This is a genomic window from Profundibacter sp., assembly GCF_965277155.1.
GTDB lineage: Bacteria > Pseudomonadota > Alphaproteobacteria > Rhodobacterales > Rhodobacteraceae > Profundibacter.
Window position 1 is genome coordinate 66,707 of the sequence record NZ_CBDIBV010000001.1, and the last position, 25,614, is coordinate 92,320.

19 protein-coding genes and 1 pseudogene are annotated in these 25,614 nt (G+C 57.9%); 12 read left to right on the plus strand and 8 right to left on the minus strand.

Annotated features, from left to right (window positions below; genetic code table 11):
- Positions 1-55: 55 nt before the first annotated feature.
- The 3 genes from ACQY4M_RS00330 to ACQY4M_RS00340 all read right to left on the minus strand — a co-directional run bounded on the left by ACQY4M_RS00330 (position 56) and on the right by ACQY4M_RS00340 (position 3,385).
- On the minus strand, positions 56-1,099 hold the full coding sequence (locus ACQY4M_RS00330) for an IS5 family transposase (RefSeq protein WP_428539227.1): 1,044 nt from the start codon (positions 1,097-1,099) through the stop codon (positions 56-58).
- 154 nt (positions 1,100-1,253) lie between these two features.
- Positions 1,254-1,862: a hypothetical protein gene (locus tag ACQY4M_RS00335; RefSeq protein WP_428539361.1), complete on the minus strand. Its 609-nt coding sequence runs from the start codon at positions 1,860-1,862 to the stop codon at positions 1,254-1,256.
- A gap of 296 nt (positions 1,863-2,158) precedes the next feature.
- On the minus strand, positions 2,159-3,385 hold the full coding sequence (locus tag ACQY4M_RS00340; protein ID WP_428539582.1) for an IS256 family transposase: 1,227 nt from the start codon (positions 3,383-3,385) through the stop codon (positions 2,159-2,161).
- A gap of 140 nt (positions 3,386-3,525) precedes the next feature.
- Here ACQY4M_RS00340 and ACQY4M_RS00345 point away from each other — a divergent pair, with 140 nt between their 5' ends.
- On the plus strand, positions 3,526-4,776 hold the full coding sequence (locus tag ACQY4M_RS00345; protein WP_428539230.1) for an IS256 family transposase: 1,251 nt from the start codon (positions 3,526-3,528) through the stop codon (positions 4,774-4,776).
- 29 nt (positions 4,777-4,805) lie between these two features.
- On the opposite strand, the pseudogene ACQY4M_RS00350 reads toward ACQY4M_RS00345, so the two are convergent.
- Positions 4,806-5,561: pseudogene (locus ACQY4M_RS00350) on the minus strand (IS256 family transposase); the annotation flags it as partial.
- A gap of 509 nt (positions 5,562-6,070) precedes the next feature.
- On the minus strand, positions 6,071-7,852 hold the full coding sequence (locus ACQY4M_RS00355) for an SLC13 family permease (RefSeq protein WP_428539364.1): 1,782 nt from the start codon (positions 7,850-7,852) through the stop codon (positions 6,071-6,073).
- Between the two features lie 121 nt (positions 7,853-7,973).
- Between ACQY4M_RS00355 and ACQY4M_RS00360 the strand changes: the two genes are divergently transcribed.
- Positions 7,974-8,714 carry a YebC/PmpR family DNA-binding transcriptional regulator gene (locus tag ACQY4M_RS00360; RefSeq protein WP_428539367.1) on the plus strand — a complete coding sequence of 247 codons (741 nt, stop codon included), beginning with the start codon at positions 7,974-7,976 and terminating at the stop codon, positions 8,712-8,714.
- Between the two features lie 90 nt (positions 8,715-8,804).
- On the opposite strand, the gene ACQY4M_RS00365 is transcribed toward ACQY4M_RS00360, so the two are convergent.
- Positions 8,805-9,875, minus strand: coding sequence for an NAD-dependent epimerase/dehydratase family protein (locus ACQY4M_RS00365; RefSeq protein ID WP_428539371.1), 1,071 nt, complete (start codon positions 9,873-9,875; stop codon positions 8,805-8,807).
- Here ACQY4M_RS00365 and ACQY4M_RS00370 point away from each other — a divergent pair.
- The 6 genes from ACQY4M_RS00370 (at position 9,848) to ispG (ending at position 17,065) form a co-directional block, all read left to right on the plus strand.
- Complete coding sequence (locus tag ACQY4M_RS00370) at positions 9,848-11,074, plus strand: IS256 family transposase (RefSeq protein WP_428539582.1); 1,227 nt, start codon at positions 9,848-9,850, stop codon at positions 11,072-11,074. The genes ACQY4M_RS00365 and ACQY4M_RS00370 overlap by 28 nt on opposite strands.
- Before the next feature lie 229 nt (positions 11,075-11,303).
- On the plus strand, positions 11,304-12,554 hold the full coding sequence (locus ACQY4M_RS00375) for an IS256 family transposase (protein WP_428539230.1): 1,251 nt from the start codon (positions 11,304-11,306) through the stop codon (positions 12,552-12,554).
- Between the two features lie 55 nt (positions 12,555-12,609).
- Complete coding sequence (locus tag ACQY4M_RS00380) at positions 12,610-13,182, plus strand: 5-aminolevulic acid synthase (RefSeq protein ID WP_428539374.1); 573 nt, start codon at positions 12,610-12,612, stop codon at positions 13,180-13,182.
- Positions 13,183-13,291: 109 nt separating this feature from the next.
- The gene (hemA, locus tag ACQY4M_RS00385) at positions 13,292-14,515 is read left to right on the plus strand and encodes a 5-aminolevulinate synthase (RefSeq protein WP_428539377.1); all 1,224 of its coding nucleotides are present in this window, start codon (positions 13,292-13,294) and stop codon (positions 14,513-14,515) included.
- A gap of 115 nt (positions 14,516-14,630) precedes the next feature.
- On the plus strand, positions 14,631-15,857 hold the full coding sequence (locus ACQY4M_RS00390; RefSeq protein ID WP_428539380.1) for a helix-turn-helix domain-containing protein: 1,227 nt from the start codon (positions 14,631-14,633) through the stop codon (positions 15,855-15,857).
- 77 nt (positions 15,858-15,934) lie between these two features.
- Entirely contained in the window at positions 15,935-17,065 is a 1,131-nt protein-coding gene (gene ispG, locus ACQY4M_RS00395; RefSeq protein ID WP_428539383.1) for a flavodoxin-dependent (E)-4-hydroxy-3-methylbut-2-enyl-diphosphate synthase, read from the plus strand.
- Between the two features lie 46 nt (positions 17,066-17,111).
- Here ispG and ACQY4M_RS00400 read toward each other — a convergent pair whose 3' ends face one another.
- Positions 17,112-17,861, minus strand: coding sequence for a DsbA family protein (locus ACQY4M_RS00400; protein ID WP_428539386.1), 750 nt, complete (start codon positions 17,859-17,861; stop codon positions 17,112-17,114).
- Positions 17,862-17,868: 7 nt separating this feature from the next.
- The gene (locus ACQY4M_RS00405; RefSeq protein WP_428539389.1) at positions 17,869-19,206 is read right to left on the minus strand and encodes a M48 family metalloprotease; all 1,338 of its coding nucleotides are present in this window, start codon (positions 19,204-19,206) and stop codon (positions 17,869-17,871) included.
- Between the two features lie 61 nt (positions 19,207-19,267).
- Here ACQY4M_RS00405 and ACQY4M_RS00410 point away from each other — a divergent pair, with 61 nt between their 5' ends.
- The 4 genes from ACQY4M_RS00410 (at position 19,268) to prfB (ending at position 25,601) form a co-directional block, all read left to right on the plus strand.
- Complete coding sequence (locus tag ACQY4M_RS00410; protein ID WP_428539606.1) at positions 19,268-20,419, plus strand: pyridoxal phosphate-dependent aminotransferase; 1,152 nt, start codon at positions 19,268-19,270, stop codon at positions 20,417-20,419.
- A 102-nt stretch (positions 20,420-20,521) separates the two neighbouring features.
- The gene (locus ACQY4M_RS00415) at positions 20,522-21,745 is read left to right on the plus strand and encodes an N-acetylmuramoyl-L-alanine amidase (protein WP_428539392.1); all 1,224 of its coding nucleotides are present in this window, start codon (positions 20,522-20,524) and stop codon (positions 21,743-21,745) included.
- Positions 21,746-21,858: 113 nt separating this feature from the next.
- The gene (locus ACQY4M_RS00420) at positions 21,859-24,396 is read left to right on the plus strand and encodes a penicillin-binding protein 1A (RefSeq protein WP_428539395.1); all 2,538 of its coding nucleotides are present in this window, start codon (positions 21,859-21,861) and stop codon (positions 24,394-24,396) included.
- Between the two features lie 77 nt (positions 24,397-24,473).
- Entirely contained in the window at positions 24,474-25,601 is a 1,128-nt protein-coding gene (prfB, locus tag ACQY4M_RS00425; RefSeq protein ID WP_428539398.1) for a peptide chain release factor 2, read from the plus strand.
- The last annotated feature ends 13 nt before the right edge of the window (positions 25,602-25,614 follow it).

A 25,614-nucleotide genomic window follows, 5' to 3' on the forward strand; every position in this document is an offset into this window, starting at 1 on the left:
TCACCGGTTTCAAGCCGGTTTTGGGTATTTCAGGCACACCTCACCCCATGAACCCTTATCCCGGCGCCGCCAGGCCGCATTCGAACTGGACGAAGCGCTTCATGTTGTAGACCAGGTTCATCATCCCGATGCGAAATCGCGCCCGCTTCAGGCCGATGGAGCGGATCAGCTTGCCGCCCATGGAGCGCTCCTGAAAAGCGAATACATGCTCGACCCGGACCCGCACTTTCGAGCGCCTCCGGTTGGCCTTTTGCTGGCGCTCGCCAAGCGGCTTGCCGCGCCTGCCCTTGTGATGGATATGGCTGTGAAGCCCCCGCTCTTCCAGCTCGCTTTCGATCTTTTGCGAGCGATAGGCGCTGTCGGCCCACAGGTCCGATGAGGTGTTGCTCGCATCAATCAGACCGGCAAGCGCCTGGCTGTCATGCACGGCGGCATCGGTGACATCATAAGCGCGGATGAATTTGTGCCGCCGGTCGACATTGATGTGGTTCTTGTAGCCGTAATAGCTCTTGCCGTGCTTCTTCGTCCAGCGCGCATCCACGTCCTTCTGGCGCTTCTTGTGGGGTTTTTCCTCCCACTCTTCAGGCGTTTCGCCCGCCTTGATTTTCTCGTTCTCGTCCCTTTTGTTGTGCTGGCGCGGCGCCGGAACGATGCTCGCATCAACAATCTGCCCGCCCATCGCCAGATAGCCCTTTTCGCGCAGAAAGGCATCGAACTTGTCAAACAGCTCCTTCATCTTCCCGGCCCCGGCCAGCCTTTCACGGTAGGCCCAGATGGTCTTGGCGTCAGGTACGCTGTCTTCAATGCCAAGGCCGAGAAACCGCATGAACGACAGGCGGTCGCGGATCTGATACTCGATCTGATCGTCAGAGAGGTTGTAGAGCTGCTGCAAAACCATCGTCTTGAATATCAGCACCTCATCCCAAGGCGGGCGGCCAGCGTTGGATTTGCGCTGTTCGGGCGGCGTGCGCCATATGGCCTTCAGCTCGTCCCGGTAATCCTCGAACGGCACCATGTCGTTGAGCAACACCAGCGGATCACCAGATTTGTCCAGTCCCGCGTATCGGCTGGAAAGATCAAAAAATCCCATCTGACCCATGACAAAACCCCGTCGGTCGAATCATTTTCATCCTGATGACGATTCTACCCCGTCAGGCCGGATTTTGGGGGATTTTTAGAGGTTCCCTTATTGCTAATTAAGGGCCTGCGCGAAAGAGGTCCGCCGCGCAGGCCGGTGTTATCGCTCAAACTGATTAGCCGGTTGCGTCGTCGCCAATCATAGTCGAATCAAGCGACCCGCCAACAACCGTCATATCGACCGAGTTGCCAAGCACATTGGCACCCATTACGATATTTTGGTTAAAGGCTGTGGTGTTGACAAAAGACGAAGCATCGGCTGCCGATGTTCCGGTTACATAACCGTCATCGCCATTGCCTGAACCCCAGCTACCAGCAGCGGTCCCGTTGCCGCCGGCGCCTGTCCAGGCCATGCCGCCATCACCACCGTTGCCACCGTGAACGGCCGCATCGTTGCCACCGGCAATTCTACCTGTGGCGTCACCAGCACTTGCGCCGGCACCAATAGCGCCTCCGCCCATGCCGCCCATGCCGCCCATGGCGTCTGCGACACCAATACCGGCACCGATACCGACACCGACACCAGGCCCGTTGCCGCCGTCAGCGTCGCCGCTGTCGCCGCCATCACCACCTTGACCAGCACCCAGACCCAGCCCGGCTGCGATCAGGCCAAGTCCGACACCAACACCTACGCCAGTGGCTGCACCACCGTCGCCTGCATCGGACGAACCGCCGTCACCGCCTGAACCGGAACCGCCACCAAGTCCACCAAGACCTGCCGACATTGCTCCGGCGCCTGCGCCATCGCCACCGTCTCCGGCGCTGTTCGAGCCGCCTTCGACTTCGTCAAAGGATCCACCGGTTGCATCGGAGTTACCACCGTATGCTTCGGCATAACCATCATCGCCATTGGCGTCTGCACTGCCGCTGCTTTCACCGCCGTAACCGGAGTTACCGATGCCTTCGCTGGCATTTGCATTCCCGCCATTGGCGTCACCATTCTGGTTGAAGGAACGGTTGTGTCTCGAAAGTGGTGGAAATTGATTTCAGGCACCTCCGAGCGGGTTGAGTTATGCGCCGGTCAGGCGGCTTGGTCAAGGGTTGCGTCGGCGACGGGCTGAGCGAGCGTTTCCCAGCCATCGACCTTTCGCATGACGATCTGCCCCGAGGCCATCAGAGCCCAAAGCAGCATCGGCACGGTCTCGGCGCATGGCAGCACGGTCTGGGTCTTGATGCGGCGGCGGAATTCCTCGTTCAGGCGTTCGATCGCATTTGTCGTTCTGGCCGATTTCCACTGGCCTTGTGGCAGACGCGTGAAGGTGAAAAGCTTATCTCCTGCTTCTTCCAAGCTGTCAGCGACGGCCTTGCATTTCAGCCGCCATTTTCGCAGAAATGCCTTGCGGCGGGTGGCGATTTCCTCGGGTGTTTTGGCGTAGATCATGTCGCGGTAATCTTCTGTCAACTCATCATGCATACGCTTGGGTGCCTTGGCCAGAAGGTTGCGGTGCTTGTGCACCGTGCACCTCTGGATCGGCAGATCTTCACCCCAGAGGGCAATGAGAGCGACCTCAAGTCCCGGTGCCCCGTCCACGATGACAAATTCGGGCCGTTTCAACCCGCGCGCATCCAGATCGTTGATGAACTGACGCCAGGCGGAGGTGCTTTCGCCGCCCATGTTCATCAGTGATAACAAGACCTTCTGCCCATCCCGGCGCACGCCAATCGCGGCCAGAACCGAGATATTGGTGGCCTTCCTGTCAATCCGCGTTTTGATCACGGTGCCGTCCAGGATCAGCCGCACGATGTCTTCATCCGCAAGGCTGCGGGCGCACCACGCCTGCCAGTCCACCTTCACCTTGCGCCAGGCGCGGCTCACCACATCCTTGCTGACCGCCCCCTGAAACAGGCCGAACAGGGCGCGTTTTACCCGCCGTGTGTTGGTGCCCGAAAGGTAGACAGCAGCGATCAGCGCCTCGGCCTTCTTCGTCAGCCGCTGGTAGCGGGGCAATGCCTTCGAGCGCCATTCTCTGGCCTTGCCGGCCTCGCCTGTGATCCGCGCACGCGGCACGCGCACCGTTTCGGTTCCAAATGTTCCGACCAGTTGCCGCTCGCGATGCCCGTGGCGGTATCCGGCCTTTGCCCCGCCGCTGCGGCCATACCGGCAACGGCCCAGAAACTGCTCCAGCTCCTCTTCGAAAACCGCCTCGATCGTCGCGCGGATGTTCTGGCGCAGCCGGTCTTCAATCGGGTCATAGCCTGCTTCATTGGCCAGTAGCGCGGATGTCGATGTTGCTGTATTCTTTGTCATGGCGTGATCTCCTTGGCGGTTCCAGCCGCCGGTTGGGTGGCTTCGAGAGTAATGCCCGAAAGTTGGTGATGGGGTGATTGGGTGGCATATCATGGCGGTGTTGACGCGCCGCGATTCTCAGAGAGAAAAGGATATGCCACATGGAAGACGATACTATTTTGGAGTTTACCGATCCAGCCGGAATTTCACCTGATCCGCTGACGGATATCTTGCGCAAAGGCGCGCGGGATCTGTTGGCACAGGCGGTCGAGGCCGAGGTTTGTGATCTGATGGCGCAACACGCGCATTTGAGGGATTCGGCCGGTCGCCAGCGCCTTGTTCGCCACGGATACCTGCCGGAGCGCGAGGTGATGACGGGGATCGGCCCTGTCCCGGTGAATGTGCCTCGGGTGCGTGATCGTGGCACGGGGGCGGAGAAGATCAGGTTCACCTCGACGCTTCTGCCGCCGTATCTGCGCCGGGCAAAGTCGGTCGAGGAGTTGTTGCCCTGGCTCTATCTCAAAGGTATTTCCACGGGTGATTTCGGCGAAGCACTGGCGGCCCTTCTGGGGCCTGATGCGGGTGGTTTGACATCGAGCACGATTTCGCGCCTGAAGGCGGAGTGGTGGGCAGAATACGAGCGTTGGAACCGGCGTGACCTGTCGGCCAAACGCTATGTGTATTTCTGGGCCGACGGGGTTTATTTCAAGCCGCGCACGGATGCTGACAAGCAATGCATGCTGGTGATCATCGGCGCGGACGAGTGGGGTAACAAGGATGTTCTGGGCCTCGTGGACGGGTATCGAGAAAGCAGCCAGAGCTGGCGTGAACTGCTGCTGGACTTGCAACGTCGTGGCCTCAGAAAAGCCCCTGATCTGGCCGTTGGTGATGGCGCGCTCGGCTTCTGGAACGCCTTGCGGGAGGTGTTCGGTGAGACCCGGGAGCAGCGCTGCTGGGTGCATAAAACCGGCAACGTCCTGAATGCCATGCCGAAGTCGCTGCAAGCCAAAGCCAAGGGCCATCTACAGGACATCTGGATGGCCGAGAACAAACGGGACGCCGAGGCCGCGTTCAATTTCTTCATCGAAGCCTATGGCGTGAAATACGAGCGTGCCGTGGGGAAGCTGACCAAGGACCGGGACGTGCTGCTGACCTTCTACGACTTCCCTGCCGAGCACTGGAAACACATCCGCACATCCAACCCCATCGAAAGCATATTTGCCACCGTGCGGCACCGAACGAAGAAGACCAAAGGCTGCCTCGGGCGCAAGACCGCCTTGGCAATGACCTTCCGCCTGATGATGTCGGCAAAGAAGAAATGGCGTAAACTCGACGGCGCATTCCGATTGCCGGAAATCATCGAAGGGGTTGAATTTAAGGACGGGATCAAGCAGGAAAAACATGCCGCCTGATTACTGCGTCACCAACTTTTGGGCATAGCTCCAATGAGAGCGACCTCAAGTCCCGGTGCCCCGTCCACGATGACAAATTCGGGCCGTTTCAACCCGCGCGCATCCAGATCGTTGATGAACTGACGCCAGGCGGAGGTGCTTTCGCCGCCCATGTTCATCAGTGATAACAAGACCTTCTGCCCATCCCGGCGCACGCCAATCGCGGCCAGAACCGAGATATTGGTGGCCTTCCTGTCAATCCGCGTTTTGATCACGGTGCCGTCCAGGATCAGCCGCACGATGTCTTCATCCGCAAGGCTGCGGGCGCACCACGCCTGCCAGTCCACCTTCACCTTGCGCCAGGCGCGGCTCACCACATCCTTGCTGACCGCCCCCTGAAACAGGCCGAACAGGGCGCGTTTTACCCGCCGTGTGTTGGTGCCCGAAAGGTAGACAGCAGCGATCAGCGCCTCGGCCTTCTTCGTCAGCCGCTGGTAGCGGGGCAATGCCTTCGAGCGCCATTCTCTGGCCTTGCCGGCCTCGCCTGTGATCCGCGCACGCGGCACGCGCACCGTTTCGGTTCCAAATGTTCCGACCAGTTGCCGCTCGCGATGCCCGTGGCGGTATCCGGCCTTTGCCCCGCCGCTGCGGCCATACCGGCAACGGCCCAGAAACTGCTCCAGCTCCTCTTCGAAAACCGCCTCGATCGTCGCGCGGATGTTCTGGCGCAGCCGGTCTTCAATCGGGTCATAGCCTGCTTCATTGGCCAGTAGCGCGGATGTCGATGTTGCTGTATTCTTTGTCATGGCGTGATCTCCTTGGCGGTTCCAGCCGCCGGTTGGGTGGCTTCGATGCACCCGGAGATTACGCCGTCCTCGAATTTCCACCAAACTCGCGACACTACCTGTGGCATATCCTTTTCTCTCTGAGAATCGCGGCGCGTCAACACCGCCATGATATGCCACCCAATCACCCCATCACCAACTTTCGGGCATTACTCCAAATAGTCGGGGTCAATGTTTTGAGTTAACCCGTCAATGAATTTGTATGCCTTCCTAAATCTTAAGAGGTTTTCTTTGAAACCTGTGTCAAATTGGCTGTCGTCAATCGCATCTAATAATTCAGAGATTCTTTGCCATTGGTCAAGAAAAACAGAGTTTTCAAAGACTCGAGTATAGTTCGACATTTATAATTCCATAGCTGTTTTGCAATTCCCCTCATAGTAGTATTTAGTAGGGCGTTTCACAAGATGTGGATTGATGCCGAAAGCATTTAATGAGCGAGCATTATTCTTAAAAGTAATCAGAAACAATTGTCACAACGGCCAGAACACCAGTATCGCCGGAATGCTGACGGCAACCACCAGAATTTCCAGCGGCAGGCCCATCCGCCAGTAATCCCCAAAGCTGTAGCCACCGGGGCCTAGGATTAGGGTGTTGTTCTTATGCCCGATGGGCGTCAGGAAGGCGCAGGAGGCCGCGACAGCAACCGCCATCAGGAACGGATCGGGATTGACGTTTAGCGTTTGCGCCATCTGGATGCCGATGGGGGCGGCAACAATGGTGGTGGCGGTGTTGTTCAGCACATCCGACAGGCTCATGGTGACGATCATCAGCACCGTCAGGATCGCCCAGGGTGGCATGCCGCCGGTCAGGTCGATCAGCCAACCGGCGATCAATTCTGTTCCGCCCGAGGTTTCAAGCGCCGATCCCAGCGGGATCATCGACCCCAGCAGCACCACCACCGGCCATGAAATATGGTCGTAAATATCGGCCAGCGGCAGGATTTTGGTCAGCACAAAGCCGACCACAACCAGCCCCAGCGCAATCGGCAGATAGATCAGCCCCAGACTGGCGGCTGCCACGGCAGCGGCGAACATGCCGATGGCCAGCCAGACTTTCTTTTCGTCCGTCACGGCCAGCCCGCGATCGGCCAGCGGCAGGCATCCCAGCCATTCGGTGACATCCGCCGCTTTGTCCTGCGGCACCAGCAGCAGCAGAATGTCGCCGGCCCGCACCACGGTTTTGCGCACCTGTTTGGTGATCCGGCGGCCAGAGCGGGAAATCCCCATCAGCACGGTGCGTTGCCGCCAGCCAAGGCCGATGGCCTGCGCGGTTTTGCCATTGATGCGGGAATCTTCGGGCACCACCACCTCGACGATCTGCAATCCGTCGCCATCGGCCTGTAGCGCCTCTTGGCGTTTGCTTTCGGCAAAATCCAGCGACAGGGCGGCGCGGAATTCGTCCAGCGCGTCGGGGCTGGCCTCAAGCACCAGCGCATCTCCGGCCTGAAGTTTCACGTTCTGGGCCGTGCCATAGCGTCGCTTGCCATCCCGCACCAACCCAAGGATAGCGACATCGTTTTTGTCCGCTACTTCGGTCAGGTCGCGCACACGTTTGCCGATGTGTTTGGAGTCTTCGGGCACTGTCAGTTCTGCAATGTATTGCGCCATATCCGCCATCGGATCGCCGGCCTCGGTCGAGTCATCGCCCTGCGGGATCAAACGCCAGCCGATGAAGGCCACGAACAGCAGACCAGCAATCGCGGTTACCCCGCCGACAGGTGCGAAATCGAACATGTTGAAGGGTTTGCCCAGACTGTCCTCGCGGATGGTGGCGATGATGATATTGGGCGGGGTGCCGATCAGGGTGACCATACCGCCAAGGATGGTGGCAAAGGATAGCGGCATCAGCGACAGGCCGGGTTTGCGACCGGCCTTGCGGGCGGTCTGGATATCGACTGGCATCAACAGGGCCAGCGCCGCGACGTTGTTCATAAAGGCCGACAGCACCCCGCCGATGGCGCCCATCAGGGCAATATGCGCACCCAGTTTGCGCGAACTATCGACCAGCGTGCGGGTGATCAGGAACACCGCCCCCGAACGTACCAGCCCGGCGGAAACCACCAGCACCAGTGCCACCACCAGCGTGGCCGGATGGCCGAACCCGTCAAAGGCGTGTTTGGTGGGGATCACGCCCAGCACCACCCCGACCAGCAAAGCGGTAAAGGCCACAAGGTCATAGCGGAATTTACCCCAGAGCAGCAGGGCAAACACGGCCCCGAACAGGGAAAAAAGGATAATCTGGTCACTGGTCACGGGCGCGGCTCCTTTGGTTTTGTCCACTAGAAACCGATTGGGGCGCGTTTTGCAATGTTGTGCAGGTGTGATCCGTGTTTTATAGAGGCATTAAATATGGAAAACTCGACGGGGTATCATCATGGCAGGCCACTCAAAATGGGCAAACATCCAGCACCGCAAGGGGCGTCAGGACAAATTGCGCTCGAAACTGTTCTCGAAGCTGTCCAAGGAAATTACCGTAGCCGCCAAAATGGGCGACCCGGACCCCGATAAAAACCCGCGTTTGCGCATGGCGGTGAAAGAGGCCAAGTCGAATTCGGTGCCCAAGGACGTGATCGACCGCGCGATTAAAAAGTCGGCGGCGGGCGAGGGCGATAATTACGATGAAATCCGTTACGAGGGGTATGGCCCCGGCGGGGTTGCGGTGATTGTCGAGGCGATGACAGATAACAAAAACCGCACGGCCAGTTCGGTGCGCTCGCTGTTTACCAAAACCGGCGGCAATCTGGGTGAAACCGGATCGGTCGGCTTCATGTTCGATCGCAAGGGCGAAATTCTGTATCCTTTATCTGCCGGTGATCTGGAAACCGTATTCGAAGCCGCGCTGGAAGCGGGGGCCGAAGATGTCGAGGATACCGACGAAGGTTATGTGATCGTCACAGCCGACACCGATCTGGCATCGGTTGCGGGCGAGTTAGAGGACACATTGGGCGAGGCTGAAACCGTAAAACTGGTATGGCGCCCGAACATCACCACCGAGCTGGATCTGGAAGGCATGCAAAAGCTGATGAAACTGATTGAGGCGCTGGAAGATGACGACGACGTGCAGCGGGTGACCACCAACTTTGAAGCCAGCGATGAGGTGCTGGAGCAGTTATAGGCGGTCCTTTGGCCTTTTCACCTTTGTATTGCTTTGGCTTGTCGCGCCAGATTGGGTCCGGTTGATGAATTCAATTTGGTGTGACATGCCCTAAACCTGCCCAAGGTCGATCAATGATTGCCCCATGCTTCGGATGGCCTCGTTTATGTCGGTCAATGGGCGGCCTAGCAGTGGCTCGGCCAATGATATGTCCATATGATGCTGTCGCCCCAGATTCATCGCGGCGCTTTTCACATCGCCGTCAAATAACGCCACCAGCCGGACGATGATATCGGGCAGGCGGCGGGTGGGAATTTTCTTGGCGTGGGCCGGGAATTCATCGGCCAGTGTTTTGGCGACATCAACGAATTCGATCGACGGTCCTGCCGCAAATACGCGACGGCCGAATGTGGCTGAATCATGCATTGCCAACAGGTGCAATTCGGCCGCGTCACGCACATCGACGATGGAAAAATAGATGCGGGGGCAGCCGGGCAATTCGCCCTTCATCAGCCGTTTGATGATCGCGCCCGAGGTGCCGATGTCCTGCTCTAACAACGGGCCAAGGATAAAGCCGGGGTTGATCACGGTCAGGTCGTCGCGTCTGGCTGCGGCCTCCATGATTTTCCACGCTTCCTGTTCGGCAAGGGTCTTGGACAGGATATAAGGGGTCACGTCCTTGCCCGACGGGTTGGTCCAGTCGGCTTCGGTGTAGGGGGCGGTGCGGTATTTTTCATGCCCGTGACAGGCCGCCACCATCGACGAGGTCAGCACGATGCGTTTGACATTGGCCCGCAAGGCGGCGTTCAGCGCGCGGCGGGTGCCCTCAAGGGCGGGTTTGATGATTTCATCGGGGTCTTTGGGGGATGTGGTGACAAATGGCGAGGCGGTGTGCAGCAGGTAATCCACCCCGTCCATTGCCTCGTCCCAACCCGCGTCCTGCATCAGGTCAAGTTCGACAAAGCTTAGCCGGCTGGTATCGGCCCCATGTGTTTTCAGCACCTCGCGGATGTGCGCGCCCTTGGCCGCGTTACGGACCGAGCCGCGCACGGTATGGTAGTGTCGCGAGTTTGGTGGAAATTCGAGGACGGCGTAATCTCCGGGTGCATCGAAGCCACCCAACCGGCGGCTGGAACCGCCAAGGAGATCACGCCATGACAAAGAATACAGCAACATCGACATCCGCGCTACTGGCCAATGAAGCAGGCTATGACCCGATTGAAGACCGGCTGCGCCAGAACATCCGCGCGACGATCGAGGCGGTTTTCGAAGAGGAGCTGGAGCAGTTTCTGGGCCGTTGCCGGTATGGCCGCAGCGGCGGGGCAAAGGCCGGATACCGCCACGGGCATCGCGAGCGGCAACTGGTCGGAACATTTGGAACCGAAACGGTGCGCGTGCCGCGTGCGCGGATCACAGGCGAGGCCGGCAAGGCCAGAGAATGGCGCTCGAAGGCATTGCCCCGCTACCAGCGGCTGACGAAGAAGGCCGAGGCGCTGATCGCTGCTGTCTACCTTTCGGGCACCAACACACGGCGGGTAAAACGCGCCCTGTTCGGCCTGTTTCAGGGGGCGGTCAGCAAGGATGTGGTGAGCCGCGCCTGGCGCAAGGTGAAGGTGGACTGGCAGGCGTGGTGCGCCCGCAGCCTTGCGGATGAAGACATCGTGCGGCTGATCCTGGACGGCACCGTGATCAAAACGCGGATTGACAGGAAGGCCACCAATATCTCGGTTCTGGCCGCGATTGGCGTGCGCCGGGATGGGCAGAAGGTCTTGTTATCACTGATGAACATGGGCGGCGAAAGCACCTCCGCCTGGCGTCAGTTCATCAACGATCTGGATGCGCGCGGGTTGAAACGGCCCGAATTTGTCATCGTGGACGGGGCACCGGGACTTGAGGTCGCTCTCATTGCCCTCTGGGGTGAAGATCTGCCGATCCAGAGGTGCACGGTGCACAAGCACCGCAACCTTCTGGCCAAGGCACCCAAGCGTATGCATGATGAGTTGACAGAAGATTACCGCGACATGATCTACGCCAAAACACCCGAGGAAATCGCCACCCGCCGCAAGGCATTTCTGCGAAAATGGCGGCTGAAATGCAAGGCCGTCGCTGACAGCTTGGAAGAAGCAGGAGATAAGCTTTTCACCTTCACGCGTCTGCCACAAGGCCAGTGGAAATCGGCCAGAACGACAAATGCGATCGAACGCCTGAACGAGGAATTCCGCCGCCGCATCAAGACCCAGACCGTGCTGCCATGCGCCGAGACCGTGCCGATGCTGCTTTGGGCTCTGATGGCCTCGGGGCAGATCGTCATGCGAAAGGTCGATGGCTGGGAAACGCTCGCTCAGCCCGTCGCCGACGCAACCCTTGACCAAGCCGCCTGACCGGCGCATAACTCAACCCGCTCGGAGGTGCCTGAAATCAATTTCCACCACTTTCGAGACACAACCCACGGTATAGCCCTGTTCCAGAAGTTGCAGCAGGATATGGCTGGCAAGAAAACCGGATGCGCCGGTGACGAGTAATGCCCGAAAGTTGGTGATGGGGTGATTGGGTGGCATATCATGGCGGTGTTGACGCGCCGCGATTCTCAGAGAGAAAAGGATATGCCACATGGAAGACGATACTATTTTGGAGTTTACCGATCCAGCCGGAATTTCACCTGATCCGCTGACGGATATCTTGCGCAAAGGCGCGCGGGATCTGTTGGCACAGGCGGTCGAGGCCGAGGTTTGTGATCTGATGGCGCAACACGCGCATTTGAGGGATTCGGCCGGTCGCCAGCGCCTTGTTCGCCACGGATACCTGCCGGAGCGCGAGGTGATGACGGGGATCGGCCCTGTCCCGGTGAATGTGCCTCGGGTGCGTGATCGTGGCACGGGGGCGGAGAAGATCAGGTTCACCTCGACGCTTCTGCCGCCGTATCTGCGCCGGGCAAAGTCGGTCGAGGAGTTGTTGCCCTGGCTCTATCTCAAAGGTATTTCCACGGGTGATTTCGGCGAAGCACTGGCGGCCCTTCTGGGGCCTGATGCGGGTGGTTTGACATCGAGCACGATTTCGCGCCTGAAGGCGGAGTGGTGGGCAGAATACGAGCGTTGGAACCGGCGTGACCTGTCGGCCAAACGCTATGTGTATTTCTGGGCCGACGGGGTTTATTTCAAGCCGCGCACGGATGCTGACAAGCAATGCATGCTGGTGATCATCGGCGCGGACGAGTGGGGTAACAAGGATGTTCTGGGCCTCGTGGACGGGTATCGAGAAAGCAGCCAGAGCTGGCGTGAACTGCTGCTGGACTTGCAACGTCGTGGCCTCAGAAAAGCCCCTGATCTGGCCGTTGGTGATGGCGCGCTCGGCTTCTGGAACGCCTTGCGGGAGGTGTTCGGTGAGACCCGGGAGCAGCGCTGCTGGGTGCATAAAACCGGCAACGTCCTGAATGCCATGCCGAAGTCGCTGCAAGCCAAAGCCAAGGGCCATCTACAGGACATCTGGATGGCCGAGAACAAACGGGACGCCGAGGCCGCGTTCAATTTCTTCATCGAAGCCTATGGCGTGAAATACGAGCGTGCCGTGGGGAAGCTGACCAAGGACCGGGACGTGCTGCTGACCTTCTACGACTTCCCTGCCGAGCACTGGAAACACATCCGCACATCCAACCCCATCGAAAGCATATTTGCCACCGTGCGGCACCGAACGAAGAAGACCAAAGGCTGCCTCGGGCGCAAGACCGCCTTGGCAATGACCTTCCGCCTGATGATGTCGGCAAAGAAGAAATGGCGTAAACTCGACGGCGCATTCCGATTGCCGGAAATCATCGAAGGGGTTGAATTTAAGGACGGGATCAAGCAGGAAAAACATGCCGCCTGATTACTGCGTCACCAACTTTTGGGCATAGCTCTTTACCGCAGCGGCAATTATCGTATTGGGCGTCACGCAGGCCATGGCGGGCGAGGCGCCCTTTACCGGCAAAGAGGCCAAGCGGATGCTGTTTTCCCCGAAGAAAACGGAATTTGTTGTGGTGCCGCAGGATTTTATGACGGATGTCGATGTGAAAACCCTGGAATTGATGGCGGATATGCCCGAGTTCAAGGCGGTGCTGTATTACGGGGCTGTTGCGGCATCGCCTAAACAGGGGCTGGCGCATAAGTCTATTTCAGCTGTGGCAAACCACCACAGCATTAAGGCCGCCGAAGCTGCGGCTATCAAGGAATGCAATGCCCTGCGTGGCGGCGGGCCAAAGTGTTTGATGGTGGCTTATGTCGTTCCGCGCAAATTTTCCGAACAACCTTTGCAATTATCCGCGAGTGCCACAACGGCATTCAGGAAAACATATCTGAAAGGGCGTGGGGCCAAGGCGATGGCGATTTCGCCAACAACCGGCGATTATGCGATTGCCAAGGGTGATGGCGCAGCCGAGGCAGCGGTGGCAGCCTGTAACAAAGCAGCATCTGAAAAAGGCGCGACTGACTGTAGGGTTGTAATTCAGGACAATTAGGTCGCGCGGCATTTTGTAACCTGTTTTTGTTAAAACAACTGCGCTATTCCCTGTGATAACGCGAACGACAGCGGTGATTCTGGGCCGCTGGATATTAGGGAGCTGACCATTGGATTATTCCGCCAAGATCGACGAAAGCCTGCAACGTCTGCACGACGAAGGACGCTATCGCACCTTTATTGATATCGAACGTCGCAAGGGGGCTTTCCCGCATGCGATCTGGCGCAAACCCGATGGCAGCGAGCAGGAAATCACCGTCTGGTGTGGCAATGATTATCTGGGCATGGGCCAGCACCCGCATGTGCTGGAAGCGATGCACGACGCGCTGCATGCAACCGGTGCCGGGTCGGGCGGGACCCGCAATATTTCCGGCACCACGGTGTACCACAAGGCACTGGAATCCGAGCTTGCCGATTTGCATCAAAAAGAAGCGGCGCTGATTTTCACATCGGCCTATATTGCCAATGACGCCACGCTTTCCACCTTGCCGTTGTTGTTCCCCGGGCTGACTATTTTGTCGGATGAATTGAACCATGCGTCGATGATTCAGGGCATTATCCGCGGGCGTTGCGATAAAAAGGTCTGGCGCCACAATGATACCGCCCACCTGAGCGAATTGCTGGAAGGCTTGGACAAGGACGCACCGAAACTGATTGCCTTTGAATCAATCTATTCGATGGATGGCGATTTTGGCCCAATCGAAGAAGTGCTTGATCTGGCAGAAGAATTTGGCGCATTAACCTATATTGACGAAGTGCATGCCGTGGGCATGTATGGTGCTCATGGCGCCGGTGTGGCCGAACGTGACGGGCTGATGGACCGGATCGATATCATCAACGGCACCTTGGGCAAAGCATACGGTGTGCATGGCGGCTATATTGCCACCAGCGCCAAGATGGCGGATGCGATCCGTTCCTATGCGCCCGGTTTTATTTTCACCACAAGCCTGCCGCCCGCAGTTGCAGCGGGGGCGGCGGCGTCGGTCAAACATCTGAAAACCGATCCGCATCTGCGCGAATTGCAACAGACCCATGCGCGCATCCTGAAGGATCGTCTAAAGGCGATGGGCCTGCCGATCACCGATCACGGCAGCCATATCGTACCGGTGCATGTGGGTGATCCGGTGAAATGCAAAATGCTGTCTGATCTGCTGCTGGAAAACTACGGTATTTACGTCCAGCCGATCAATTTCCCGACCGTGCCACGGGGCACCGAACGGTTACGGTTTACCCCGTCGCCGGTGCATGGCCCCGAGGAGATGGACAAGCTGGTTCATGCCATGGATGATCTATGGTCCCAATGTGCGCTGAATCGCGCCGACCTTACAGGCTAAACTATCTGAAAACGTGCAATATTGATTGGTTTGTGGTAACGATTCCGTAATAGGTTGGCGTAAAGCGAATCGTCGACACTTTTGGGGACTATGTGGTGACATCGGAGCAGGGCACATGATCGGGCGAATTTTTACGCCCAAAGAGGCTGAAGAAACAGTCCATCCGTCTGGATTCGATGCATATGATCTACGTCTTGGGGATGTGATGCGCGGCGAACGCGCGACCCTTGGCAAATCCCTGCAGGATGTCCAACGCGAACTAAAGATCAAAGCGACCTATGTTGCGGCGATTGAAAACGCCGATCCCAGCGCCTTTGAATCCCCCAGTTTTATTGCCGGATATGTGCGTTCCTATGCGCGCTATCTGGGGATGGATCCGGAATGGGCCTTTCAGAAATTCTGTGATGAAAGCGATTACGAAACGGCCCACGGAATGTCGGCGCAGGCTTCATCGACCACGTCGCAAAAAACCGAGCGTGTCGTGCAGAATCGCGACCCGTTGGCTGACCCGAATGCAACGTTCCTGCCACGCAAGGAATCCTTCTTTTCCGGTGTCGAGATCAATGCAATCGGATCAATGATGGTTCTGGTCGCACTGATCGGTGGCATTGGATACGGCGGCTGGACCGTTTTGCAGGAAGTACAACGCGTGCAGTTTGCCCCGGTCGAACAGGCCCCCGGGCTGGCAACGGCAGTGGATCCGCTGGCAGGCCGCGAAGACGTATTGGCAATGAGCGAGGAGGAAACCACGGGGTTCGTGGCACCATCGCCCGATGCACTGGACCGGCTGTATCGCCCGCAGGCATTGGAAGTGCCGGTTATGGTGGCCCGTGATGGTCCGATTGCAGCGCTGAACCCCGACAGCTTTGGCACATTGGCGCCCGATACCAGCCTAAGCGCCCCCGAGCTTCGGCGGGTCATGGCAGGGTTGGACCAACCCGACCTGTCCCCCGAACCTACAGACCCCACCCTTATCAAGGTGGTCGAGGATGGCGTGCCCGAAGTGGCGATTTTTGCGGTTCGTGAGGCATGGGTTCGTGTCAAATCTGCTGACGGCACAGTGATCTATGAAAAAGTCATGCAGCCCGGCGACAAGTTTGTTCTGCCTAAAACCGAAGAACCGCCAACTTTGCGCACCGGTTATGCCGGCGGTGTATATTTTGCTGTGAATGGTAAAACATACGGCCCTGCGGGTGATGGCCCGTCAGTGGTCAGCAAGGTTGCCTTGGGCGAGGGCGAGATCACCGAAAAATATGCGCTGGCCGATCTGACACAAAATGCTGAACTGGCCAAAGTGGTGGCTGAACTATCGGTTGATCCTGCCAAATTGCCGGACGAATAACGCCAGCTTGGCGTTGCACCTGTTTGCGCAGGTGATTATCTACTCCCCCATAGCAGCCCAAACAAAGGCCCTTTGTGATGACGCATAACCCGATCCGTCCGTGGCGCGATATTGACCGCCGCAAATCCCGCAAAATCCACGTTGGCTCTGTGCCAATCGGGGGGGATGCGCCGATTGCGGTGCAGACGATGACCAACACGCTGACTTCTGACGCCGCGGCCACCATCAAGCAGGTTCTGGCCTGTGCCGAGGCTGGCGCCGATATTGTTCGGGTGTCGGTGCCGGACGTGGAGTCGTCCGCCGCGCTAAAGGAAATTGTCGCCGCAAGCCCCGTGCCAATCGTTGCCGATATCCATTTTCATTACAAACGCGCCATAGAGGCGGCCGAGGCAGGCGCCGCCTGTCTGCGGATCAACCCCGGCAATATCGGCAATCCTGAACGGGTAAAGGATGTGATCAAGGCCGCGCGCGATCATAATTGTTCTATCCGCATCGGCGTGAACGCGGGATCACTGGAAAAACACCTGCTGGAAAAATACGGCGAACCGTGCCCCGACGCGATGGTCGAAAGCGGGCTGGAACATATACGCATCCTGCAGGACAATGATTTCCACGAATTCAAGATTTCGGTCAAAGCGTCGGATGTGTTCATGACCGCCGCCGCTTACCAGCAACTGGCCGAGGCCACAGACGCGCCGATCCATCTGGGCGTAACCGAAGCGGGTGGATTGGTGTCCGGCACCATCAAATCTGCCATCGGTCTTGGCAATCTGCTGTGGGCAGGCATTGGCGATACCATCCGCGTATCCCTGTCTGCCGATCCGGTGGAAGAGGTCAAGGTGGGCTTTGAAATTCTGAAATCTCTGGGCTTGCGCCATCGCGGGGTGAATATCATTTCCTGCCCCTCATGTGCGCGGCAGGGGTTTGATGTGATCAAGGTGGTGGACACGCTGGAGCGCCGCCTTGAACATATCAAAACGCCGATGTCGCTAAGTATCATTGGCTGTGTTGTGAATGGCCCGGGCGAAGCCCTGATGACAGATGTCGGATTCACCGGCGGCGGGGCAGGCAGCGGGATGGTTTATATCGCCGGTGCCCAAAGCCACAAGTTAAGCAATGACGAGATGATCGAACATATCGTCGAGCAGGTCGAGGAACGCGCCGCTGTGATCGAGGCCGAGATCGCCAAGACAGAAGCGGCAGAGTAATACCCCGTCCATCACCCCCGGTTTGGCGGGATGGACGGAGCCTGAATTACTCTTTGCGGGCTTCGTCTACGATAGCCTGCATATTGTCTTGTGGGATGTATCCGCGGATCAACTGATCACCAATGATAAAAGTCGGCGTGCCTGATATTTTCAGGCGCTGTCCAAGGGCGCGGTTGGCCTTGATGACTTGCATCACTTCATCACTTTTCATTTTATCCAGCAGGGCCGTGCCATCCAGGCCGAACCCGTCCGCGATATGTGTCAAAGCCGCATCGCTGGGTTCGCCACGCATTTCCATCAGGGCATTGTTGACTGCGCGATACTTTTCGGGTCCGTCCTGCAACAGAACGGCAACGGCAAACTGGGCCGCGGTTAGGGAATCCGGCCCAAGGATTGGAAATTCCTTATAGATGAATTTGATGTTTCCATCCTTTTCTAGCAATTGCGCCACCTCGGGGTGGGCGCGTTTGCAATAAGGACAGCGGTAATCGGAGAATTCGACAATGGTAACATCGCCATCCGGATTGCCACCGACATAGGATACCCCGTCGTTGAATATTTCTTCAGCGTTGTTTTGTAGCAGGGTGGAATCGTTCACCGCTTCTTCGGCGGCCTGACGTTGCTCAAGCACGTTGATGGCTTCCAGCAGCACCTCGGGATTTTCCATCAGATAGGCGCGGACCTCGGCGCGAAACACATCGCGTTCGCTGTCGGTCATATCCATCAGGTCGGTGGCCGATGCTGGCGCGGTAAATGTGGTGATGGCCAATGCTGTGGCCAGTAGGATGCGTTTCATGCTGGTTTTATCTCCGTTTTGCTACTGCTTGCGCAGCTCTTAACACGTCTTGTGCCCTATTCCACCCCGCCGAGCCACGCGGCAAAAGGCCCGCGGCACGTTTGGCGTGAAGGGCGGCGTCTTTCAGGCGGCCGCGCAGGGCATATCGTTCGGCAGTAGCAAGCGAGGCCATGCCGTTGTTGCCGGTTTTCGCATAGGCCATTGCCAGATCGCGCATCATGCGTTCGTCCTGCGGGTCACGCGCGCGGGCCTTTTCCAACACGGGCAGCGCCTTTTTGATGTTGCCCTGGGCCAGCAGGGCGTGGCCATAACCAGCAAGGATCAGCGCCTCGCGCGGAGCAAGCGACACGGCTTTGGCATAAGCGGCGGCAGCGGCGTTGAATTTGCGTGATTCCAGCAGGATCTGGCCGCGCAGTTCGTGGGCATATGGATCATTCGGGCGGGCCTTGACCAAAGCGTCCACTGCTTTGAGTGCCTTTTTGACATTTGGCATCTGGTGATAGGCCACGGCCTTCATCATCAGGGCCACGTCTTTGTAGCTGGTCTTGCGGGCTTCGCGCAGGCCCCAGTTGGGGTTGCGGATAAAGGCGCCCAGTTTGCCACGGGCGCGGGCATACCAGTAACCGGCGTTCGGATCGGGTTTGCCTTGCGGGCCATAGGCGGCGGCATAGCCTTTGACCGCGCGCAGACGATCGCGAGACATCGGGTGGGTCAGGGCGTAAGGATCGATATGGCGCGAGGTGGACGAGAACGCCTCTTGGCCGCGAAACAGGTCCAGCACTTTGACCATCGCTTGCGGGTCAATCCCGGCGCGGGCCATGTAACGGGCACCGGACTGGTCGGCCGAATTTTCCTCGCTGCGGGTGTGGGACAGGAATACCCTTTGGGCCGAACTCATCGTGCCAACAGCGGCGCCGGTGCCTGCGGTAATGTTCCCCGAAGCCGCACCCGCGGCCAGTGACAGCAAAATACCCAGACCGGCAGCGGTTCTAGCCGAGCGCATATTGGACAGCCGCCGCGAGATATGGCCATTGGCGATATGGGCTGTTTCGTGGGCGATCACGGCTTGCAGTTCCTCGGCCGATTTCAGTTTCAGGATCAGGCCGGAATTGATGAACATATGCTGGTTATCGGCAACAAAGGCATTCAGGTTGCTGTCATTGATCACCAGAATTTTGATGTGGTTACCGTTTAGTCCGGCAGCGGTAAAGATCGGTTGCGCCAGCTTGCGCAGGGCATATTCGATTTCGGCATCGCGGATCAGGCTTTGGGCGCTGGCGCTGGTGGTTAGGGCGGCCAGAAAAAGCGCGACTTGTAAAAACCGTTTAATGAAAAATGCTGCCATTGACCTTCTTTGCATTGCTTGGGACAAGACCCCTGAATTTTGCGCAGTTTGCGGGGGTATGATGAAAACATCAAGTCGAAGCGTGGTTGATCCCTTTATCGTGATGGATGTGATGGAGGCCGCGCGCGCCGCTGAGGTGGCAGGGCGCCATATTATCCATATGGAAGTCGGCCAGCCCGGCACGCCGGCCCCCGTTGCTGCGCGCGCCGCATTGGCAGAGGCGATGCAGGATCAGGCGATGGGGTATACCGTGGCACTGGGCCTACCGGAACTGCGGGCGCGGATCGCCGGGCTGTATAAAGAATGGTATGGTATCGACCTTGATCCGGCGCGGGTGATTGTGACGCCGGGGTCCAGCGGTGCGTTCATTCTGGCCTTTACCACGCTGTTTGACGCAGGCGCGCGGGTGGGGCTGGGCGAGCCGGGTTATCCGTCTTATCGGCAGATTTTAAGCGCGCTGGATCTGGCACCGGTGGGGATTCAAACCTCGGCTGAAAACCGCTTGCAGCCGGTTCCGGCTGATCTGTCAGGGCGGGAATTGGACGGGTTGATTGTGGCTTCGCCTGCGAATCCCTCGGGCACAATGCTGGACAGGGGTGCGATGGAGGGGTTGATCCATGCCAGTGCGGATCAGGGGATCAGTTTCATTTCCGATGAAATCTATCATGGCATCCAGTACGAGGGCCGCGCGGTTTCGGCGCTGGAGATCAGTGATGATGTCTATGTGATCAATTCCTTTTCCAAGTATTTCTCGATGACCGGCTGGCGGGTGGGCTGGATGGTTGTGCCTGAAGATCATGTGCGCGTGATCGAGCGGCTGGCGCAGAATATGTTCATCTGTCCTTCGCATGCCTCGCAACTGGTGGCGCTGGCGGCAATGGAATGTGGCGATGAGCTTGAGGGGAACATGGATGTTTACCGCGAAAACCGCCGGTTGATGCTGGAGGGGTTGCCGCAGGCGGGGTTTGACCGGATCGCGCCGCCGGACGGGGCATTTTACATCTATGCGGATGTGTCTTCGATGACGGGCGACAGCCGCGCCTTTGCTGATGAAATTCTGCGCGAGGCCGGTGTGGCGGTCACGCCGGGGCTGGATTTTGACCCTGTTCGTGGGGCAGGGACGTTGCGGTTTTCCTATGCGCGGGCGACAGAGGATATTGTGGAAGGTCTGGCCCGACTGAAGGCGTTTATGGATAAACGCGGCACAGGCTGAGGGCGCGGGATGCCTGCGGCGCGGATATTTATGGAACGATAATGGGAAGGCTGTTTCGCAATTGTTTGCGGGGCGGTATAGTCACCGTAAAATAGGTGACAGATGAGCGGTATTACACGATTATTGATGATGGTCTTTGTCCTGTGGGCAGGGGCGGCGCAGGCGCAGCAGATGTCGGCGCTGGCGCGGCTGGACGCTACACGCTCCTATATTCGGGATGCTGGACGCAGCGGTCTGGCGATTGATCTGCATTTGACGCAGGCGGTGCCGTATCGGGTGTTCACACTGGATGAACCGCGGCGGCTGGTGGTCGATTTTCGCGAAGTGGACTGGGGCGGGGTGAAGGCAGCCGATCTGCTGCAAGGCTCACAGGCAAGCGGGGCGCGTATCGGAGTGTTTCGACTCGGCTGGTCGCGCATGGTGGTTGATCTGGCGGCGCCATTGGTGGTGAAAACCGCAACGATGGTGACAGATCCGAATGACGGCGATGCGATGGTGCAAATCCGTCTGGTGAGCAGTGATGCGTCCGATTTTGCTGCCCGCGCTGGCGCGCCGCAGACCCCGTTGTGGGGAGTGCCGCAAAGCGCCGGTGTGACGCGTCCGGTGGCCCGCCAAACCGGTGGGGCGCTGGTTGTGGTGCTGGACCCGGGGCACGGCGGGATTGACCCAGGCGCGCAAACCGGGGGCGAGACCGAGGCAAACCTGATGTTGTCCTTTGCCCGCCAGATCAAAGAGGATTTGACGCGGGCAGGCGGGTTCAGGGTGGTTTTGACCCGCAATGAAGATATATTCGTCCCGCTTGAAACGCGGATCAGCATTGCACGCAAGGCCGGTGCGGATGTGTTTATCTCGCTGCATGCCGATACTTTGAGCGAGGGAGGGGCCGCAGGGGCGACGGTTTATACCCTGTCTGAAACCGCGACGGACGAGGCCTCGGCCATATTGGCGGAACGCCATGATCGGGATGATCTGCTGGCCGGTGTTGATCTGGCCGGGCAGGATGATGTGATTGCCGGTGTGTTGATGGATATGGCACGGGTGGAAACAACGGCGCGAGCGGATAAACTGGCGGACCAGTTGGTGATCGGGCTGACAGCGGCAATTGGCAAGATGCACAAACGTCCGAGGCAATCGGCAGGGTTTTCTGTGTTGAAAGCAGCAGATATACCGTCGGTTTTAATCGAGATCGGGTTTTTATCGAATTCCGGTGACTTGAAAAACCTTACGACGCCCCAATGGCGGGCGAAGGCGGCCAAGGGGATTCGGGCGGGTTTGATTGAATGGAGCGCGGCCGATGCCGTAGAAGCGGGTTTGCGTCGGCAGTAATGAAATAAAAGTGATGAAAACGGCGCGAAATGGCTGATTATTTTGGCAACTTATTTTGACCCTCGGTCAACGCGTGCCTATATACGCCCTAGACCTCGTTTTGGAGAACGGTTTTGATCAAAGGCATCTTGTCATTTTTTGGCGCAATCTTTAGCTGGCTGACGCTGGCCCTGTTGATGGGCGCATTGGTTCTGGGCGGCGTGTTCTGGACCTTTAGCCGGAACCTGCCCAGTCACGAGGCGCTGGCACAATATACACCTGCCACGATCAGCCGGATTTATTCGGGCGAGGGGCGGATTATTGACGAATTTGCCAAGGAACGCCGCCTGTTTGCGCCCATTGGTGACATTCCCGATTTGGTCAAGCAGGCGTTCATCTCGGCTGAAGACAAGAATTTCTATAAACATGCGGGCTATGATCTGCGTGGCATTGCGGCGGCGATGATCGAGGCTGTGAAATCACGCGGCAAACGGGTGCGCGGGGCGTCGACCATTCCACAGCAGGTGGCCAAAAACATGCTGTTGGGTGGCGAGCGCAAGATCGAGCGCAAGATTGGCGAGATCATTATCGCCGCGCGTCTGGTCAATACCATTGGCCGCGAAAAGGTGCTGGAAATTTACCTGAACGAGATTTTTCTGGGTCAGAACAGCTATGGCGTGGCCGCAGCGGCCCAGACCTATTTCAACAAAACACTGGATCAATTGAAGCCCGAGGAAGTGGCCTATCTGGCCGTGCTGCCCAAAGCGCCGTCGGATTACCATCCGGTGCGCCAGCACGATAAAGCTGTAACGCGACGCAATTATGTGCTGCGGGAAATGTATCAAAACGGGTATCTGACCAAGGATGCTTATGAAACAGCGCGCGACGCGCCATTGCTGACAGTGCAAAACGGTGATTTCGAGAGCTTCAAGCAGGAATTGCCACCGCGCGACTATTTTACCGACGAAATCCGCCGCCAGCTGACCCGCGATTTTGGCGAGGGTGAATTTTTTAGTGGTGGTCTGAGCATTCGGGCAACGATTGATCCCGAGATGCAAAAAGAAGCGGCTAAAGAACTGCGCAAAGGGCTTGAAAAATATGACCGGCGTCAGGGCGTTTGGCGTGGAACGGGCAAAACCCTGCCCGCCGAAGCACTGGTTGACGAAGCAACATGGCGCGCGGCGCTGGCCAATGTGCGGGTTGCGCGTGACATTTTTCTGGAAACACAGTGGCACCCTGCCGTGGTACTGGAAGTTACCGATAAAGGGGCGCGGTTGGGTATCGAAGGGGTGGACACGCCCGAGGGTGGAAACTGGGTTCCGGCCAAGGATATGGCCTGGGCACGCAAGCGTTTGGACAACGGCAAACTGGGGCGTAAAGGGAAACTGGTTGAGGTTGGCGATGTAGTGCATGTACGGGCCATGGTCAAAGATAGCGATGGCAGCTTTATCCGCTGGACATTGCGACAGGTGCCGGAAATTCAGGGCGGTTTCATGGCGATGGATGTTCATACCGGTCGTGTGATTGCGATGCAGGGCGGGTTTTCCTATCAGAATTCGGTGTTTAACCGGGCAACACAGGCGTGGCGCCAGCCCGGTTCGAACTTCAAACCATTCGTGTATGCCGCAGCATTGGACAGTGGTTATACTCCGGCAACGATTATTGTTGATGCCCCGATCGAAATATCGACAGCGCAGGGCATATGGCGGCCAAAAAATTCATCCAAAAGGTTCTATGGCCCGACACCATTACGCACGGGGATCGAGCAATCAAGAAACATTATGACGATCCGGCTTGCCAATGAAATTGGCATGGAAGTTGTTGCTGAATATGGCGAAAAATTCGGGGTCTATGACAGGATGGACCGGTTCTTGGCCAATGCCTTGGGCAGTCAGGAAACCACATTGATGCGGATCGTGACTGGCTATGCGATGATAGCCAATGGCGGTGAGCGGATTGAACCGACACTGGTGGACCGTGTGCAGGACCGTTATGGAAATACGATCTACCGACACGACAAGCGGGAATGTGTGGATTGCCAGGTTGCTTCGCTGGAACCTGGTGTGGCGCCAAGGATCGTGTCGAACCGTCAAAGGGTTATTGATGCGGTGACTGCCTATCAGATCCGGTCGATGATGCAGGGGGTTGTTCAGCGCGGGACAGCCGCAGGCAAGATCAATCTGAATGTGCCGGTTGCCGGTAAAACCGGGACAACCAATGAATCAAAAGATGTTTGGTTTACAGGTTTCACTTCTAATATCGTGGCTGGTTGCTATATGGGTTTTGACACACCGCGGCCTTTGGGGCGCGGGGCATTTGGTGGCACAATGTGCGCGCCTGTGTTTAATAAATTCATGCAAAAGGCGACAGCAAAATATGGGGGCGGCCCCTTTGCGGTGCCCCCTGGCGGCCATTTCATAAAGATCGATCGCTATACCGGTGCACGCCTGCCTGACAATGCCTCGGGTCCGAATGTAGTGGCGGAATATTTCCGCGATGGCGAAGATCCGATGTTCGGTATTGCGTTTGATGGCGGCTTTGCGATGGGGGCCAATCTGCCCCTGTTTAACGAGGTCGACCAGGCCACAACCGTAACCACATCCGATGGCAACACCGTGACGCTGGGCGGCAAGGCCACCTTCGGGACCGTGCAATCGGGCGGGTTGTATTGACGGGCTGCTTGCCCGTCACGCCTGACATTGCTACACCCCTGATACTGACCTGACCACCAACATCCAAAGGCTACCCCATGCGCGCAGAGACACAGAACACCGTGGACGCGATTGAAAAATCCCTCGCACTTTTGCGCCAGCGGATGGATTGGGACACGGCCAAACACCGGCTGGAAGAATTCGATGCGCGGGTCGAGGACCCGACGCTGTGGGACGACCCCGCCAAGGCGCAAAAACTGATGCGCGACCGTCAGGCGCTGCTGGATGCGATCAAGACCTACGAGGATATCGCGCAGGAATTGTCCGACAACGTCGAGATGATCGAGCTGGGCGAGATGGAAGAGGATGAAGAAGTTGTCAAGGAGGCCGAAGAGGCCCTGACCAAACTGGCCAAAACCGCCGCCCAGAAAGAGCTGGAGGCGTTGCTGAATGGCGAAGCAGACGGCAATGACACCTTCCTTGAAATCAACGCAGGCGCCGGTGGCACCGAAAGCTGTGACTGGGCCAACATGCTGGCGCGGATGTATGTGCGGTGGGCCGAAAAGAAGGGCTATAAGGTCGAATTACAGTCCGAAACACCCGGGGAAGAGGCCGGTATCAAATCGGTTGCCTACAAGATCAGCGGCCCGAACGCCTATGGCTGGCTAAAGTCCGAAAGCGGTGTGCACCGGCTGGTGCGCATATCCCCATTTGATTCAAATGCCAAGCGCCACACATCGTTTTCCTCGGTCTGGGTTTACCCTGTAGTGGATGACGATATCGAAATTGACGTTAATCCATCGGATATCCGCATTGATACCTACCGCTCCTCGGGCGCAGGTGGGCAGCATGTGAACACCACGGATTCCGCAGTGCGGATCACCCACATTCCGACCAATATCGTGGTGACCTCGTCGCAGAAATCCCAGCACCAGAACCGCGATATCGCGATGAAAGCGTTAAAGTCGCGTCTGTATCAGATGGAACTGGATAAACGCAATCAGGCGATCAATGACGCCCATGAAAACAAGGGTGATGCGGGCTGGGGCAACCAGATCCGGTCCTACGTCTTACAGCCCTACCAGATGGTCAAAGACCTGCGCACCAATTACGAGACATCCGATACCCAGGGCGTTCTGAACGGTGATCTGGACGGGTTCATGGCGGCCACACTGGCGCTGGATGTATCTGGTAAATCCCGTGCCGAAGCACAGGGCGATGACTAAGCCCCGCAGACAC